A 15,229-nucleotide genomic window follows, 5' to 3' on the forward strand; every position below is an offset into this window, starting at 1 on the left:
GGGCGCCTCGGGCCGGCGCGGCGCGACGGGCGCCGACCCGAGGCCGCCGGCTCACGAGTCGGGCCGTGCCCACTTCCCGATCTCGCCCACGTGCGCGGCCGCCGCCGCGCGGGCGGCCTCCGGGTCGCGCGGGCGGCCGGGGCGCGGTGGACGGCCCCGTGTCCGCGGCGGGTGGGGACGACGACGCCCTCTTCCCGGCAGCCGCGCCGGGCACGCGCCCGGAAGGTGCGGGAGGGCAGCCCCTCCGGTGTCGCGGCCATCGTCCCGTTGCCCGCCGCCTCCGCGAGAGTCACCCCCGGGATCCGTGTGCCGCCCGCGCGAGCCGTGTCGGGGGCAGGTACTCCCGGACGAACGTCCGCTCCCAGCACGCCCCGGTCGCCCGAAGCTCCCGCCAGGTGGTGTAGCGGTACCGGAAGAGGCGGGCCCGGACGAACCGGGGCGGGGTGTCCCGGGGGAAGGGGGAGCGGCGCAGCAGCCGCAGGGTGTCACGGTCGTTCTCCAGCAGCCTTTCCACCAGCCGGCCGAACCAGTCGCCGGCGTAGCCCGGGGACAGCGCGGCGAACCACATCAGCCAGTCCAGGCGCAGATGGTAGGGCGCGAAGGGGCGCGGCCAGTGCCGCGGGTCACCGGGCTTGCCCCGGAACTCGTACTCCCGCCACTCGGAGTCCTCCCTCGGCACGTCGTCCAGCGTGCCCTCGATCACCACCTCGTACCGGACCCTGCTGACGCTGCCGAACGCGCCGTAGGTGTTCACCAGGTGCAGCGGGTCGAAGGACCGGTTCATGACCTGACGCCGGGAGATCATGTTCACCACCGGGTGGTAGCTGAGGAACAGCAGCAGCGCGGCGACGGCCAGGACCAGGACCTCGTACCAGAGCGGGGCCGGGGGCACGGACGGCGCCGTCGCCGGAAGCCGCAGCGCGGACAGCGCCAGGACGATGGCGATCCAGTTCAGCCAGGCGAAGTTCCCGGACAGCACCAGCCAGAGCTGGGTGACGATCATCAGCGCGGCGGCGGCCGAGGCGACCGGCTGGGGGGTGAGGAGCAGGAAGGGCACCACGAGCTGGGTGAAGTGGTTGGCGGCCACCTCCACCCGGTGCAGCGGCTTCGGCAGATGGTGGAAGAACCAGCTCAGCGGGCCCGGCATCGGCTGGGTCTCGTGGTGGTAGTCCAGACAGGTCAGCTTGCGCCAGCACGCGTCGCCCCGGATCTTGATCAGCCCGGCCCCGAACTCCACCCGGAACAGGATCCAGCGCAGCAGGAACAGCACCACCACGGGGGGCGCGACCTCGTCGTTGCCGAGGAAGGCGGCGAGGAAGCCGGTCTCCAGCAGCAGCGACTCCCAGCCGAACGAGTACCAGGTCTGCCCCACGTTCACGACCGACAGGTACAGCGCCCACGGCACCAGCCACAGCAGGATGCCGCCCCACAGCGGCAGGGCCGAGTCCACCCCGGCGAGCAGGGCCGCCGACACCGCGCAGCCCGCCCAGGCGACGGCCGCGAAGAGACGGTCCGAGTAGCGCAGATGGAACAGGCTGGGCGCCCGCCGGAACGGCACCCGCGCGGTGAACCGGGGAACCGGCAGCATGCCGCGCTCACCCAGCAGGGGCCGGAACTGCAGGGCGGCCACCAGGAACGCGACCAGGTACACGGCGGCCAGGCCCCGCTGGAAAACCAGCCTGCTCAGCCAGTAGTCGGATGCGGTGAACCAGTCCACAACTGCGCTCCTGCCAGGGTCGAGGCCACCGCGGCGAAGGCGCCCGATGGCGCGGGGAGGCCCGTCACACCGTGTACCGCACGCCTCCGCCTGCGTAACACGGGCGGGTGAGGCGGAGGCGGACCCCCACTCGAAGAATCGGGCGAATGCTGGCAAGGTGGGCCCATGGCTGATCGGGGAGCGAGCGCCCTGTCTCTCCCGGAGGACTGGCCCGCCCACCCGGACCCGATCCTGGCGCTCAACAACATGGGCAGCTTCGACTGGGACCTGGACACCGGTCTGTTCAGCATGGACGCCCAGGCCCACGAGATCTTCGACATGCACCCCGACGAGTACGACGGCCGCCCCGAGACCCTCGCCGTACGGGTGCCGCCCGCCGAGGCGCACCGCCTGGACACGCTGGTGGCCCTCGCCATCAAGGACGGCCGGGAGAACTACGGCGCCTACTTCCGCGTCCGCCGCCGCGACGGCAGCCTGCGGTGGACCCACACCCAGGGCTACATACGGCGGGACGTGACCGGACGGCCGCGCCGGATCATCGGGATCGTCCGGGACGCCACCGAGGAGCTCATCGAGAGCGCGAACCGCCAGGACGCCGCGGCCCTGGACGCCGCGCGGCGCGAGCAGACCAACGTGGTCCAGATCGCCACCGCCGCGCTCGCCCACGCCCGCACCGTGCAGGACGTCATCGACGTCGTCACCGACACCCACGGGCTGACCCTGCTCGGCTCCAGGAGCCTGGTCCTCGGCCTGGTCGAGGCGGGCCGCATCCGGCTGGTCGCCGAGGGCCCCGCGGGCAGCTTCGTACCCGGCACCCGGGTCACCCGGATAGACGAGCCGTACCCCATGAGCGAGGCGGTGCGGACCCTCAGCCCGTGCTTCATCGAGTCACCGCAGGAGTTCGCCGAGCGCTTCCCGCTGCTGTGGCCGCACATCACCGGCCTGCGGATCACCTCGGCCGCCTATCTGCCGCTGATCGCCCAGGCCCGCCCGATCGGCGCGATGGGCCTGCTCTACGACGACCGGCGCGGGTTCTCCCCCGAGGACCGCAACGTACTCGTCGCCCTCGGCAGCAGCATCGCGCAGAGCCTGCAGCGGGCCATGCTCTACGAGCAGGAGAAGGACCTGGCCCAGAGCCTGCAGCAGGCCATGCTGCCCCGCACCATCCCCAGCGTGCACGGCGCCGACGTCGCCGTCCGCTACCGCGCCGCCGCCGTCGGCGGCACCCTCGGCCGGGACATCGGCGGCGACTGGTACGACCTGATCCCGCTGCCCGGGGGCACCCGCTCCGCGGGCGGCCGCGTCGGCGCGGTCATCGGCGACGTGCAGGGCCATGACACCCACGCGGCCGCCGTGATGGGCCAGCTGCGGATCGTGCTGCGCGCCTACGCAGCCGAGGGCCACACCCCGGCCACCGTCATGGCCCGCGCCTCCGTCTTCCTGCGCGAACTCGACACCGACCGCTTCGCCACCTGCCTGTACGCCGAGGCCGACCTGTCCACCGGGGTCGTCCAGGTGGTCCGGGCCGGGCACATCGACCCGCTGGTCCGGTACGCGGACGGCACCTGCCGCCGCGTCCCGGTCGAGGGCGGTCTGCCGCTCGGGCTGTCCGCCGAGTTCGGCCGGCTGGAGTACCCCGTCTCCACCCTCGAACTCGATCCCGGCGACACGCTCCTGCTGTGCACCGACGGGCTCGTCGAGCAGCCCGGCGCCGATCTCGACGACGGCGTACGCGCCCTGACGGACCTCATCGCCGAGGGTCCGGAGGACGTGCGCGCGCTGGCCAACCGGCTGATAGAGGCGGCCGAGGAACGCGGCGGCGACGACGACGTGGCACTGCTCCTGCTGCGCCGCCGCGCCCTGGAGACCCCGCGGGCCGGGGGCCGGTTCCAGCAGCACGTGGCACCGGGCGACCCCGAGGCGCTCCGCCAGGCCCGGCACCTGATCCGCGCCGCCGTCCGGGGCTGGGGCGCCCGGGACCGGGCCGACGAGATCGAACTGGTCGCCGACGAGCTGATCACCAACGCGCTGATGCACACCGAGGGCGCCGCGATCGTCACCCTGCGGGTCCTCGAGGGCAGCGACCGGCGGCTGCGGGTCGAGGTCGAGGACTCCTCCAGCGCGCTGCCGCGCCGCCGCGACGCGGGGGAGAACGGTGTCTCCGGCCGCGGGCTGCTCCTCGTGGACCGGCTCGCCGACGTGTGGGGCGTGGAGGCGCGCGGCGGCGGCAAGGCCGTGTGGAGCGAGTTCCGGGTGCCGAAGCGCTCCGCCGCGTGACCGGCGAGGCGTTGTCGGCACCGGATGGCACTCTGGAACCATGCCGGAACTGCCCGAGGTAGAAGCGCTGAAGGACTTCCTCACCGAGCACCTGGTCGGCCGACGGGTGGTGCGGGTGCTGCCGGTCGCCGTCAGCGTCCTGAAGACGTACGACCCCTCGGTCACCGCGATCGAGAACAGCGAGGTCACCGCCGTGCGCCGGTACGGCAAGTTCCTCGACCTGGCGACGGGCGACGGGCTGCACCTGGTGACCCACCTGGCCCGCGCGGGCTGGCTCCAGTGGCGGGACCGGCTGCCCGACGGCCCGCCCCGGCCCGGCAAGGGCCCGCTCGCGCTGCGCGTCGCGCTGGAGACGGGCGAGGGCTTCGACCTCACCGAGGCCGGCACCCAGAAGCGGCTCGCGGTGTACGTGGTCCGCGATCCGGAGGAGGTCCCGGGCGTCGCCCGGCTCGGCCCCGACCCGCTCGCCGCGGACTTCGACGCGGACCGCCTCGCCGCCCTGCTGAAGGACGAGAGACGGCAGCTCAAGGGCGCGCTGCGCGACCAGTCCCTGATCGCGGGCGTCGGCAACGCCTACAGCGACGAGATCCTGCACGCCGCGAGGATGTCGCCGTTCAAGCTCGCCGCGTCCCTGACCCCGCAGGAGACCGGGCGGCTCCACGAGGCACTGCGCGCCACCCTCACCGAGGCGGTCGAGCGCTCGCGCGGCCTTGCCGCCGGACGGCTGAAGGCGGAGAAGAAGAGCGGCCTGCGGGTCCACGGCCGCACCGGGGAACCCTGCCCGGTGTGCGGCGACACCATTCGAGAGGTCTCCTTCGCCGACTCCTCGCTCCAGTACTGCCCGACCTGCCAGACGGGCGGCAAGCCGCTGGCCGACCGCAGACTCTCCCGGCTGCTGAAGTGAGGCGGCCCGCCCGGCCGGGGAAGGACCCGGCCCCGCCGGGACGCCCCTAGCGGGGCGTGAGCGACACCAGCGGATGTCCGTCCGTGGTGCGCACGTCGTAGCGGGCGATCTGGTCCGGATGCATCGAGGAGCCGGCCATGGTCGTGGTCGTCCCGCTGTCGTGGGGGCCCACCGTCCAGCCGGACACCGTCTGCTCCGAGCCGTCGCGCCCGACGACCACGAGCCGGCAGGAGTGCGGCCCGGAGCCGTCCTTCACGTCCAGCCGCATCCGGCTGCCGAGGTCTCCGTCCTCCGTGGTCACCTGCGCCCACACCCCGGTGCCCGGATCGGTCGCCGCGGTCACCCGGGCGGCCGTATCCCCGTGCGCGGAGTGCAGCACGACCCCCGTTCCGGCCACGGCCAGCACGACCGAGGCGGCCAGGCCGTACAGGAAGCGGCGGCGCCGGCCGCGGTGCCGGAGCGCCAGTTCGCCCAGCAGCCGGTCCAGCAGCCGGGCACCGGGCTGGGCCACGGGGTTCACGAAGCGCGGGGTGGCCCGGCGGTACAGCATCAACTGCCGTGCGGCGGGACCGAATTCGGTCACCTGTGCCGCGCACCGGGGGCACTCCATGAGGTGGTCCTCGAAGCGGAAGGCCTCCGCCTCGTCCAGCACGCCGAGCGCGTACGCGCCGACGTCGCGATGCCTTTCCAGGGACCTCATGCCGAATCCTCGTGCCGATGGGTGCGGGTGGGGTTACTCCGTGCTCCCATCCGTACGCACCCGACAACCGAATCACTCAAGGCGCACACCGAATCGTGACCAAGAGATTCGGAGCGGTCCGCCCCGCGGATTGGTGCGATTTCCAGAAAACCTCAGGAACTCGCCATCGGCAGGCCGGGCCCGGTCCCCGGGCCTCAGAACAGGTGGATGGCGAGATGGCCGAGGGGCAGCCCGAGCCGCCAGGCGGGAGTCCACACCTTGGGCCCGTCGTCCTCGCCGAACAGCGTGCCACCGCCCGGCACCGCGTCCAGATCGGGCGCGAGCAGCTCGGTCTCCTCCAGCCAGCGCCAGGCGTCGGCGGCCAGCGCGAGGTCGGGCGAGGGGGCGGCGGCCGGCGACTCCTCGGCGGCCAGCTCGGCCATCCGCAGACCCACCCACTCCTGCCACTGCTGGTCGTACGCCGTCAGCGACAGCCAGTTCTCCAGCTGCGAGATCACCCGGATGCCGGAGAGCTCGCCGTCGGTGTCGGAGAGGAAGACCGTCAGCGCCAGGGCGTCCCGCCCGGCCCGGAACTCGAAGGACGTCGGCGGCATCAGATCGCCGGTGCGCAGCAGCTCGTCGGCGATGTACTCGGCGTACAACCAGGCCATCGGGACGGCCAGTTCACCGCCTACGCCGTCGCTGCCGTCGGTGCTCCCATGACCTCTGTGCGGCATCCCTTCCCGCCTTCCTCCGGTGCGCGCGCCTCGCCGGAACCTCCGGGCCCGCCCATGGGCCCGGCCCCCGTCCGGAAACCCGGATGAGGACAGCTGATTGCCCCAACGGGGTTCTCAGCAAGGCGCTTTACCGAGGTTTGACCCGGCGGCCGGTTTCACCGCAGGTCGGCCGCATAACCCGGAAGGACCCCGCGCAGGGCGCGCAACGCGTAATACGCGCGGGACTTCACGGTACCGGGTGGAATGCCCAGGGTCCGCGCGGCCTCCGCCACACTGGCCCCGCGGAAATACACGAGCACCAGTACGTCACGGTGGGCCGGCGTGAGTGTCTTCACAGCCTCCCGGACGTCCAGCGTCGCGGCGGCCCGCTCGGCGTGGTCCGCGGTCACCCGGGCGTTCTCCGGCACCTCGTCGCCGACCTCGGGCGGCCGCGCCCGGCGGGCCCGCCGCGCGTCGATGGCGAGCCGGCGGGCGACGGTCAGCAGCCAGGGCCGTACCGAGTCGAAGTCGGCCGCGTGCAGGGCCTCCGGATGCTGCCAGGCGCGCACCAGGGTCTCCTGCACCAGGTCCTCGGCGCGCTGCCGGTCTCCGTCGCTCAGCCTCAGCAGCAGCGCGAAGAGGGGGCCGCCGTGCTCGCGCTGGAGTGCGGCGAGCTCGTGCTCGGCGGTCGTCGTCCGGTGGGGAAGTGAGGTTCCGGCCGTCATGGCGGTATGGCAGCGCACGGCGCCGCCGGAGGACAGGGGGCGCGCGCCGCTCTGCGACGGACGGTCCGATCGCGTCGGTGAGCGGTCGCGCGAGCGGTGCGCGCACCGGCGCGGGTGGCACCGGATGGCCTAATTCCGGTGGCGCGTTTGTTTGCGCCGGGAGCCGGATTCATACCCATATGCCGTCAAAGACTTGTCGGTGAACGAGACGTCCGCAATGACGACGACGCTGGGGTGAAGCGATGATCGCACGCAGGCATCAGGTGGCGCTGGCGCTGACCGCCCTGCTCGCCGCCGGGGCCGCCTGCCTGAACCAGGAGCGGCAGGAGCCCGTCGCGGCGGGCCGCCCGGCACCGGCACCGCCGGTCGCCCGCGCGGTCACGCTCGTCGCCTCCGGCGACGTGCTCCCGGACCGCTCCGTAGCCGACCGGGCGGCCTACGACGCCGGCGGCCACGGCCACGACTACCGCCCGATGCTCTCGGAGGTGGAAGCCCTCGTGCACGGGGCCGATCTGGCGCTGTGCCACCTGGAGACCGTCACCGGCGACGGCACCGCGGACGCCGTCTCCCCGCCGCAGCTCGCCGCCGGCCTCGCCGCGACCGGTTACGACGGCTGCGCCACCGCCTCCGAGCGCGCCCTGGACGACGGCGCCGCGGGCATCCGGCGCACCCTGGACACCCTGGACCGGGCCGGCCTGCGGCACACCGGGACCGCCCGCACCGAGGCCGAGTCCCGCTCGGTCACCCTGTACCGGGCGGGCCTGGCCAGGATCGCGCACCTGTCGTACACCTACGGCACCGACGGCCGGCCGCTCCCGTCCGGGCAGCCCTGGGCCGTCAACCCGCTCGACGCCGACCGGATCGTCTCCGACGCCCGCGCCGCCCGGGTGGCGGGCGCCGACCTGGTCGTCGTCTCCGTGCACTGGGGCACCCAGTGGCAGGACGCCCCGGACCGGGCCCAGCTCGCCCTGGCGACGGCCCTGACGGCCGCGAAGACCGGCGGCCGCCGGGACATCGACCTGCTCCTCGGCACCCACGCCCACGTCCCGCAGGCCTACCAGAAGGTCAACGGCACCTGGGTGGTCTACGGCCTCGGCGACCAGATCGCCGGCGAGATGTTCAACGACAGAGGCGTCCGGGACTCGCGGGGCAACGAGTCCACCACCGCCCGCTTCACCTTCGCCCCGCCCGCCGTCCCCGGCGACCGCTGGCGGGTCACCAAGGCCGAGTTCGTCCCGCAGATGTACGACGTCGACGCCGGGCGGGTTCTCGACCTCAACCGGGCCATCGCCGGCGGCGCCGAGCTGGACGGGGTGCGCGACCGCATCCGGGACGTGGTCCTCAGCCGCGGAGCCGCCGGGGACGGCCTGGTCATGGCGGACTGATCAGTCGGCCGGCCGGCGCCCGGCCAGCACCGAGCGCCGGTAGGAGTAGCCGAAGTAGATCACGCAGCCGATCAGGAACCACACCGCGAAGCGCACCCACGTCTGCCACTGCAGGAACGTGATCAGCCAGATGGAGAAGACGACCCCGAGCGCCGGCACGAACGGCATCCACGGGGTGCGGAAGCCGCGCGGGAGGTCCGGCTGCCGGTAGCGCAGCACGATGACCGCCGTGCACACCACCACGAACGCCAGCAGGATGCCGATGTTGGTCAGCTCGGCCGCCTCGCCGATCGGGATGAACCCGGCGATGAGCGCCGACGCCCCGCCGACGATCCAGGTCACCCGGGTCGGCACGTGCCGGGTCGGGTGGGTCTTGGCGAACCACCGGGGCAGCAGCCCGTCCCGGGACATCGAGAACCACACACGGGTCACGCCCAGCATGAACGTGAACATGACGGTGAGGATGCCGATGATCGCGCCGACCGCGATCACGTCGGCCAGCCCGCTCAGCCCGACCGACTTGAACGCCGTGGAGAAGCCGCTCTCCGGGTCGATGTCCTTGTAGTTCTGCATACCGGTCAGCACCAGGCAGGCCGCGACGTAGAGCACCATCGAGATCGCCAGCGAGTAGATGATCGCCTTGGGCATGTGCCGCTGGGCGTCCTTGGACTCCTCGGCGGCGGTCGACATGGCGTCGTAGCCGAACACCGCGAAGAACACCGTCGCGGCGCCCGTGAAGGCGCCGCTGAGGCCGAACGGGAAGAACGGGTGGTAGTTCGACGAGGTGATGTGGAACACGCCCACCCCGATCACCAGCAGCACCACCAGCACCTTCAGCGCGACCACGAACGTCTCGAACCGGGCCGCGCTGCGGATGCCCTGGGTGAGCAGCCAGGCGATCAGCAGGCACAGCACGGCCGCGAAAAGGTCCACCCGGTGGCCGTGACCGGTGCCCGGCGCGCCCAGCATCCAGGCGGGCAGATCGGCGCCCATCTCCCCGACCAGGAAGCCGAAGTAGCCGGAGATGCCGATGGCGACCACCGCCACGATGGCCGTGTACTCCAGCAGCAGGTCCCAGCCGATGAACCAGCCCGCGAACTCGCCGAGCACCGCGTACCCGTAGGTGTACGCCGAACCCGCCTTCGGGATCATGCCCGCGAACTCGGCGTACGACAGAGCGGCGCAGGCGCTGGCGAGACCGGCGATGAGGAACGACACCAGCACCGCGGGACCGGCCGTCTCGTTGGCCACCGTGCCGGCCAGCGTGAAGATGCCCGCACCGATGATGCCGCCCACACCGATCGCGGTGAGCTGCCACAGGCCGAGCGACCGCTCCAGCCCGCCGCCCTCGCCGACCTCGGTCTCCTCGATGTGCTCGATGGGTTTGCGGCGGAGAATTCCTTCGCCCATTCGGAGCTTGGCCACAGGTTCCACCTCTTCGCCGACGGCAAACGGCTGACGGCGGATCATGATGGCTCAGCGGCGCTCCTTACGGAAGACGCCACGCACGGGCGGTCCGGCCCGGGCCGGGGCCGGGTTTTGATTCCGGGGGCCCGCGTTCGCTTTGATGGCGGGGACCGACGGGAGGTTCCGCATGGGGCGGCGGTTCGGGTGGCTGTGGGCCGCGTACACGGTGAGCGCGCTGGGCACCTATCTGGCTTTCGACGCGTTCTCGGTGATCGCGGTCCTCGCGCTGCACGCCGGGCCCGCCGAGGTGGCGCTGCTCGCCGCGACCGGGCCGGCCGTGGGCGCCGTGGCGGCGGTGCCGCTCGGACCGTGGGTCGATCTCCGGCTCAAGCGGCCGGTGATGATCGCAATGGACCTGATCAGGTTCGCGGCGCTGCTCACCATCCCCGCCGCCTACGCGCTCGGCGGCCTCGGGATCGGCCAGATGCTGCTCGTCTCGGTCGTCGTGGCGGCGGCCGACATCACCTTCAACGCGGCCTCCGGCGCCTTCCTCAAGACGCTCCTCCCGGCCGACCGGCTGCTCGGCGCGAACGCCCGCTTCGAGTCGGCCAACTGGACCGCCCTCGTCCTCGGGCCGCCGCTCGGCGGCGCCGCGATCGGCCTGTTCGGCCCGGTCGTCACGGTCGTGGCGAACGCGGTCAGCTTCCTGCTGTCGGCGCTGGGCATCCGGGCCGTCGGCGCCGGTGAGCCCCGCCCCCAGCGCGGGAAGACGGAACGCCTGCGGGCAGGCGACCTGCTCGACGGCTGGCGGCACATCCTGTCCACCCCGGAACTGCGGCCGCTGTTCTTCAACAACCTCGCGGCCAACGCCCTGATCATGGTCGCCGTACCGCCGCTGGCCGTCCTGATGCTGGGCCCGCTCGGCTTCTCCCCCTGGCAGTACGGCCTCGCCTTCGCCGTGCCCTGCCTGGGCGGCCTCCTCGGCTCCCGGCTGGCCCGGCCGCTGGTCACCCGGTACGGGCAGTGGCGCGTCCTGCGCGGCGCGACCGTCCTGCGCGCCGTCTGGCCGGTGGGGCTCGCGTTCGTCGGGCCCGGGCTGCCCGGGCTGCTGCTGGTGATGGCCCTGGAGCTCGGCGTGATCACCTGCTCGAGCGTCTACAGCCCCGTGTACGCCACCCGGCGTCTGGAGTGCACACCGAACGACCGGGTCGCCCGTACCCTCTCCGCCTGGTCGATCACCGGCAAGGCCACCACGGCCGCCCTGACCGCCCTCTGGGGACTGCTGGCGACGCTCACCGGCCCCCGCGCGGCCATCGCCGCGGCGGGTGTGCTGCTCCTCGCGACCCCGCTGCTGCTGCGGCAGCCGGCTACGGAACGACCGTCACCGGCCAGCGCCCGGCCTTCACCAGCCGCACCGCCACCGAGCCGATGATGCGGTGCCCGGCCTGCTCCGAGGCGCCGACCACGACCGCGTCCGCCTTGAGTTCGTCGGCCGCCTTCACCAGGCCGTTGTAGGGGTCGCCGCGGAAGGTGTGGAACTCCCACCGGATGTCGAATATCCCCCGGACCCGCTCGGCGGCCTCCCGGATGTAGGCGACCAGGTCCTCGGCGATCTCGTCGGTCGTCTCCGCCACCGGCGCCCCGAGCGCGGCCCCGGCCGCGAGCACCGGCTGCACGTACACGACGGCCAGCAGCGCGCGCTGCCGGCGGGCCAGACCGCCCGCGTACGCGGCGGCGCGCAGCGAGGAGTCGGAGCCGTCCACCCCGACCAGGATGACCTTGGGCCCGTCGGTACCACGCTCGAACCGGTGCGCGTGCTGTTCGTGCTGTTCCGTCACGGCCCGAGGCTATCGGAAGCACCCCCTCCGTCCCAGGCACGGGTTCACGGAGCCGATCGACGCCGTACGTTCGGGCCGCGCCACGGCCCCTGCGACGGACACCGAGACGGACACCGGCTACGTGGCTGTGCGGCGGTCCGCAGGTTCGGGCCGGGCCACGCCCCCCCCGCGACGCCCCGCGCGGGCACCGGCCACGCGGGGCGTGCGAGGCCGGGCGCTCGACGGGCGGCCCGACCGGGGTCTTCCTACAGTCGGAACCATGACTGCCACCGCCGGACCGGCCGCACGGAGGGCCGCCGGAGGGACGGGTGCCCCGTCCGCCGGCGGGCACCTCGGGCGGGTGCCCGAAGCCTTCGGGGCCTTCTTCGCCGCGCTCGGCCTGCTGTGCGCCCTGCTCGCGTTCGTCGCCCCGCTGCGCCGCGTCCTGCGCCCGGTCGTCCGGGCCCTCGATCTGCTCCTGGTCCCGATCAGCGCCAACCTCGCCTACGCCGTCTTCCTGTTCCTGCTGGCCGGCGCCACCGCGGCCCGCAAGAAGGTCGCCTGGTGGCTGGTCGTCGTCTACCTGGGCCTGCTGGTCCTCAGCGACGCCCTCGGGCTGGCCCTCGGTCTGTACCGCCAGTCGCTGCCGTCCCTGGTGCTGTGCGCCCTGCTGCTGCTCGTGCTGGTGGCCGCCCGGGGGGAGTTCTGTGCCGCCTCCCGCCGCGGAGCCGTGTGGCGGGCCCTGGGCGTGCTGCTGGGCGGCCTCGCGGTGGCGATCCTGCTCGGCTGGGGCCTGGTCTCGCTGTTCCCCGGCACCCTTCCGCAGGGCCAGCACCTGGCCTGGGCGGCGGACCGGGTGTGCGGCGGGCTCGTCTCCAACAGCGCCTACGACGGCCGCCCGCCGCGCCGCGTCACCTTCGTGCTCGGTCTGCTCGGCGCGCTCGCCCTCCTGAACGCGGCGGCCACGCTGTTCCGTTCGCAGCGCCTGGAGGCGGCCCTGCACGGAGACGAGGAGGACCGCGTCCGCGCGCTGCTGAAGGCGTACGGCGACCGCGACTCGCTCGGCTACTTCGCCACCCGCCGGGACAAGGCCGTCGTGTTCTCCACCAGCGGCAAGGCCGCCGTCACCTACCGCGTCGAGGTGGGCGTCTGCCTGGCCAGCGGCGACCCGGTCGGCGACCCCGAGGCCTGGCCGCACGCCATCGCCGCCTGGCTGGACGTGGCCCGCCGGCACGCCTGGGCGCCCGCCGTGATGGGTGCCTCCGAGGACGGCGCCCGCGCCTACGCCCGGGCCGGGCTCGGCGCCCTCCAGCTCGGCGACGAGGCGATCCTGCACGTCCCCGGCTTCGACCTGAACGGCCGGGACATGCGCGTCACCCGGCAGGCCGTGCACCGCGTCCGCCGCACCGGCGCCACCTGCCGGGTCCGCCGCCACGCCCAGCTCACCGACCGGGAGACGGAGGAGATCGTCGCGAAGGCCGACGCGTGGCGGGACACCGAGACCGAGCGCGGCTTCTCCATGGCCCTGGACCGGCTCGGCGACGCCGCCGACGGCGACTGCCTGCTGGTGGAGGCCCTCGGTGACGACGGCCGCCTCCTCGCGCTGCTGTCCTTCGTGCCCTGGGGCCGCGACGGCGTCTCGCTGGACCTGATGCGCCGTGACCGCGCCGCGCCCAACGGCGTGATGGAGTTCATGGTCACCGAACTCTGCGCGGTCGCGCCCAAGCTGGGAGTGCACCGGATCTCGCTCAACTTCGCCGTCTTCCGGTCCGTCTTCGAGGAGGGCGCCCGCATCGGCGCCGGACCGGTCCTGCGGCTCTGGCGCCGGCTGCTGCTGTTCTTCTCCCGGTGGTGGCAACTGGAGGCCCTGTACCGCTCCAACGCCAAGTACCACCCGCAGTGGTACCCGCGCTTCATCTGCTACGGCGACGCCGCCTCGCTCGCCCGCATCGGCCTCGCCTCCGGTATCGCCGAAGGATTCGTCTCCGTACCTTCCTTGCGCAAACTCCGCCGAAAGGGGCACCCGAAGACAGGGCGGCGGCCCGCCACCACCGAGGGGCCGCCGTCCTCGACGGCGCTCGGCCTCGACGGAGGGGACGAAGCCGGAGCCGCCGCTCCGGACGCGGGCCTGCCCGACCAGGTCCGCGTCCGGCACCACACCCTCGACCGCTTGCGCGCCACCGGCACCGACCCGTACCCCGTCGGCACCCCCCGGCCCACGCACGCCCTCGCCGACGTCCCGCAGGGACAGGACGTCACGGTCGCCGGCCGCGTCATGCTGGTCCGCGACTTCGGCGGCATCGTCTTCGCGGTGCTGCGCGACTGGTCTGGGGACCACCAGCTCGCCCTCACCCGGGACCGCTGCGGGCCCGCGCTCGACCGCTTCCGGGCCGACACCGACATCGGCGACCACATCACCGTCACCGGGCACGCGGGGCGCAGCGACAAGGGCGAACCCACCGTCTTCGTACGCTCCTGGCAGCTCACCGGGAAGTGCCTGCACCCGCTGCCCGACAAGCGGCACGGCCTCACCGACCCCGAGGCCAGGGTCCGCCGCCGGCATCTCGACCTGCTCACGAGCCCCGACGCCCGCCGGGTGGTCCGCGCCCGCTCCGCCGCCGTACAGGCGCTGCGCCAGGGCCTGCTGGACCGCGGCTACCTCGAGGTCGAGACGCCGATGCTCCAGCAGATCCACGGCGGCGCCAACGCCCGCCCCTTCACCACCCACATCAACGCCTACGACCTCGACCTGTACCTGCGCATCGCCCCCGAGCTGTACCTGAAGCGGCTGTGCGTGGGCGGCCTGGAGAAGGTGTTCGAGCTGGGCCGCACCTTCCGCAACGAGGGCGTCTCCTACAAGCACAACCCCGAGTTCACGATGCTGGAGGCCTATCAGGCGCACGCCGACTACGACGTGATGCTCGACCTGGCGCGGGAACTGATCCAGGGCGCGGCGACCGCCGCCTTCGGCTCGCCGGTCGCGCACAAGGACGGGCGCGCGTACGACATCTCCGGGGAGTGGCCGGTCAGGACGGTGTACGGCGCGCTCTCCGAGGTTCTGGACGAGGAGATCGGCCCCGGTACCGAACTCCTGCGGCTGCACCGGCTCTGCGACCGCGCCGGCGTGCCGTACACCGCCGACGACGGCCCGGGTGACGTCGTCCTGGAGATGTACGAACGGCTCGTCGAGGAACGCACCCTGCTGCCCACCTTCTACAAGGACTTCCCGACCGACGTCTCCCCGCTCACCCGGCAGCACCGGACCGACCCCCGGCTCGCCGAGCGCTGGGACCTGGTCGCCTTCGGCACCGAACTCGGTACCGCCTACTCCGAGCTGACCGACCCCGTCGAGCAGCGCCGCCGGCTCACCGCGCAGTCCCTGCTGGCCGCCGGGGGAGACCCCGAGGCGATGGAACTCGACGAGGACTTCCTCGACGCCCTCGAGTACGCGATGCCGCCCACCGGAGGCCTCGGCATCGGCGTCGACCGGCTCGTCATGTTCCTCACCGGCCTGACGATCCGCGAGACCCTGCCCTTCCCGCTGGTGCGCCGCGGACGGCGCCCCTCCTGAAGATCGTTCCCGGGGCGTCCGGCGTTGCGCC

At 73.3% G+C, this 15,229-nt stretch carries 11 protein-coding genes and 1 pseudogene; 5 read left to right on the forward strand and 7 right to left on the reverse strand.

All coding sequences use genetic code 11. The features are described from left to right. Window positions 1-51 precede the first annotated feature (51 nt). Together ACWCPN_RS32340 and ACWCPN_RS32345 are read right to left on the reverse strand one after the other, a co-directional pair. Window positions 52-287, reverse strand: a pseudogene (locus tag ACWCPN_RS32340) (FCD domain-containing protein); the annotation flags it as partial. A gap of 2 nt (window positions 288-289) precedes the next feature. After that, entirely contained in the window at window positions 290-1,717 is a 1,428-nt protein-coding gene (locus tag ACWCPN_RS32345; RefSeq protein WP_451213565.1) for a lipase maturation factor family protein, read from the reverse strand. Window positions 1,718-1,882: 165 nt separating this feature from the next. On the opposite strand from ACWCPN_RS32345, the gene ACWCPN_RS32350 reads away from it, so the two are divergent. Continuing rightward, entirely contained in the window at window positions 1,883-3,994 is a 2,112-nt protein-coding gene (locus ACWCPN_RS32350) for a SpoIIE family protein phosphatase (protein WP_451213568.1), read from the forward strand. A 40-nt stretch (window positions 3,995-4,034) separates the two neighbouring features. After that, window positions 4,035-4,898 (forward strand): Fpg/Nei family DNA glycosylase, encoded by an 864-nt coding sequence (locus tag ACWCPN_RS32355; RefSeq protein ID WP_451213571.1) that lies wholly within the window; start codon window positions 4,035-4,037, stop codon window positions 4,896-4,898. 46 nt (window positions 4,899-4,944) lie between these two features. Here ACWCPN_RS32355 and ACWCPN_RS32360 read toward each other — a convergent pair whose 3' ends face one another. The 3 genes from ACWCPN_RS32360 to ACWCPN_RS32370 form a co-directional block, all read right to left on the reverse strand. Continuing rightward, complete coding sequence (locus ACWCPN_RS32360; protein ID WP_451213574.1) at window positions 4,945-5,598, reverse strand: zf-HC2 domain-containing protein; 654 nt, start codon at window positions 5,596-5,598, stop codon at window positions 4,945-4,947. 194 nt (window positions 5,599-5,792) lie between these two features. Then, window positions 5,793-6,314, reverse strand: a complete 522-nt coding sequence (locus ACWCPN_RS32365; RefSeq protein WP_451213577.1) for a hypothetical protein — start codon at window positions 6,312-6,314, stop codon at window positions 5,793-5,795. 155 nt (window positions 6,315-6,469) lie between these two features. After that, complete coding sequence (locus ACWCPN_RS32370) at window positions 6,470-7,018, reverse strand: sigma-70 family RNA polymerase sigma factor (protein ID WP_451213580.1); 549 nt, start codon at window positions 7,016-7,018, stop codon at window positions 6,470-6,472. 242 nt (window positions 7,019-7,260) lie between these two features. On the opposite strand from ACWCPN_RS32370, the gene ACWCPN_RS32375 reads away from it, so the two are divergent. Next, the gene (locus ACWCPN_RS32375) at window positions 7,261-8,403 is read left to right on the forward strand and encodes a CapA family protein (RefSeq protein WP_451213583.1); all 1,143 of its coding nucleotides are present in this window, start codon (window positions 7,261-7,263) and stop codon (window positions 8,401-8,403) included. On the opposite strand, the gene ACWCPN_RS32380 is transcribed toward ACWCPN_RS32375, so the two are convergent. Further along, the gene (locus ACWCPN_RS32380) at window positions 8,404-9,828 is read right to left on the reverse strand and encodes an amino acid permease (RefSeq protein WP_451213586.1); all 1,425 of its coding nucleotides are present in this window, start codon (window positions 9,826-9,828) and stop codon (window positions 8,404-8,406) included. It abuts the gene before it with no gap. A gap of 169 nt (window positions 9,829-9,997) precedes the next feature. Here ACWCPN_RS32380 and ACWCPN_RS32385 point away from each other — a divergent pair, with 169 nt between their 5' ends. Further along, window positions 9,998-11,242, forward strand: coding sequence for an MFS transporter (locus ACWCPN_RS32385; RefSeq protein WP_451213589.1), 1,245 nt, complete (start codon window positions 9,998-10,000; stop codon window positions 11,240-11,242). Here the strand turns inward: ACWCPN_RS32385 and ACWCPN_RS32390 are convergent. Continuing rightward, window positions 11,178-11,648 (reverse strand): universal stress protein, encoded by a 471-nt coding sequence (locus tag ACWCPN_RS32390; protein WP_451213592.1) that lies wholly within the window; start codon window positions 11,646-11,648, stop codon window positions 11,178-11,180. The two genes, ACWCPN_RS32385 and ACWCPN_RS32390, sit on opposite strands and share 65 nt — an antisense overlap. 259 nt (window positions 11,649-11,907) lie before the next feature. Between ACWCPN_RS32390 and lysX the strand changes: the two genes are divergently transcribed. After that, window positions 11,908-15,198, forward strand: a complete 3,291-nt coding sequence (gene lysX, locus ACWCPN_RS32395) for a bifunctional lysylphosphatidylglycerol synthetase/lysine--tRNA ligase LysX (RefSeq protein WP_451213594.1) — start codon at window positions 11,908-11,910, stop codon at window positions 15,196-15,198. Window positions 15,199-15,229 lie beyond the last annotated feature (31 nt).

The organism is Streptomyces sp. NPDC002386 (genome assembly GCF_053593175.1).

Bases quoted from the DNA above. Each gene is read 5' to 3' on its own strand.
- ACWCPN_RS32350 (WP_451213568.1), top strand. From the start codon at position 1,883: ATGGCTGATCGGGGAGCGAGCGCCCTGTCTCTCCCGGAGGACTGGCCC.
- ACWCPN_RS32355 (WP_451213571.1), top strand. From the start codon at position 4,035: ATGCCGGAACTGCCCGAGGTAGAAGCGCTGAAGGACTTCCTCACCGAG.
- ACWCPN_RS32360 (WP_451213574.1), bottom strand. From the start codon at position 5,598: ATGAGGTCCCTGGAAAGGCATCGCGACGTCGGCGCGTACGCGCTCGGC.
- ACWCPN_RS32365 (WP_451213577.1), bottom strand. From the start codon at position 6,314: ATGCCGCACAGAGGTCATGGGAGCACCGACGGCAGCGACGGCGTAGGC.
- ACWCPN_RS32370 (WP_451213580.1), bottom strand. From the start codon at position 7,018: ATGACGGCCGGAACCTCACTTCCCCACCGGACGACGACCGCCGAGCAC.
- ACWCPN_RS32375 (WP_451213583.1), top strand. From the start codon at position 7,261: ATGATCGCACGCAGGCATCAGGTGGCGCTGGCGCTGACCGCCCTGCTC.
- ACWCPN_RS32385 (WP_451213589.1), top strand. From the start codon at position 9,998: ATGGGGCGGCGGTTCGGGTGGCTGTGGGCCGCGTACACGGTGAGCGCG.
- lysX (WP_451213594.1), top strand. From the start codon at position 11,908: ATGACTGCCACCGCCGGACCGGCCGCACGGAGGGCCGCCGGAGGGACG.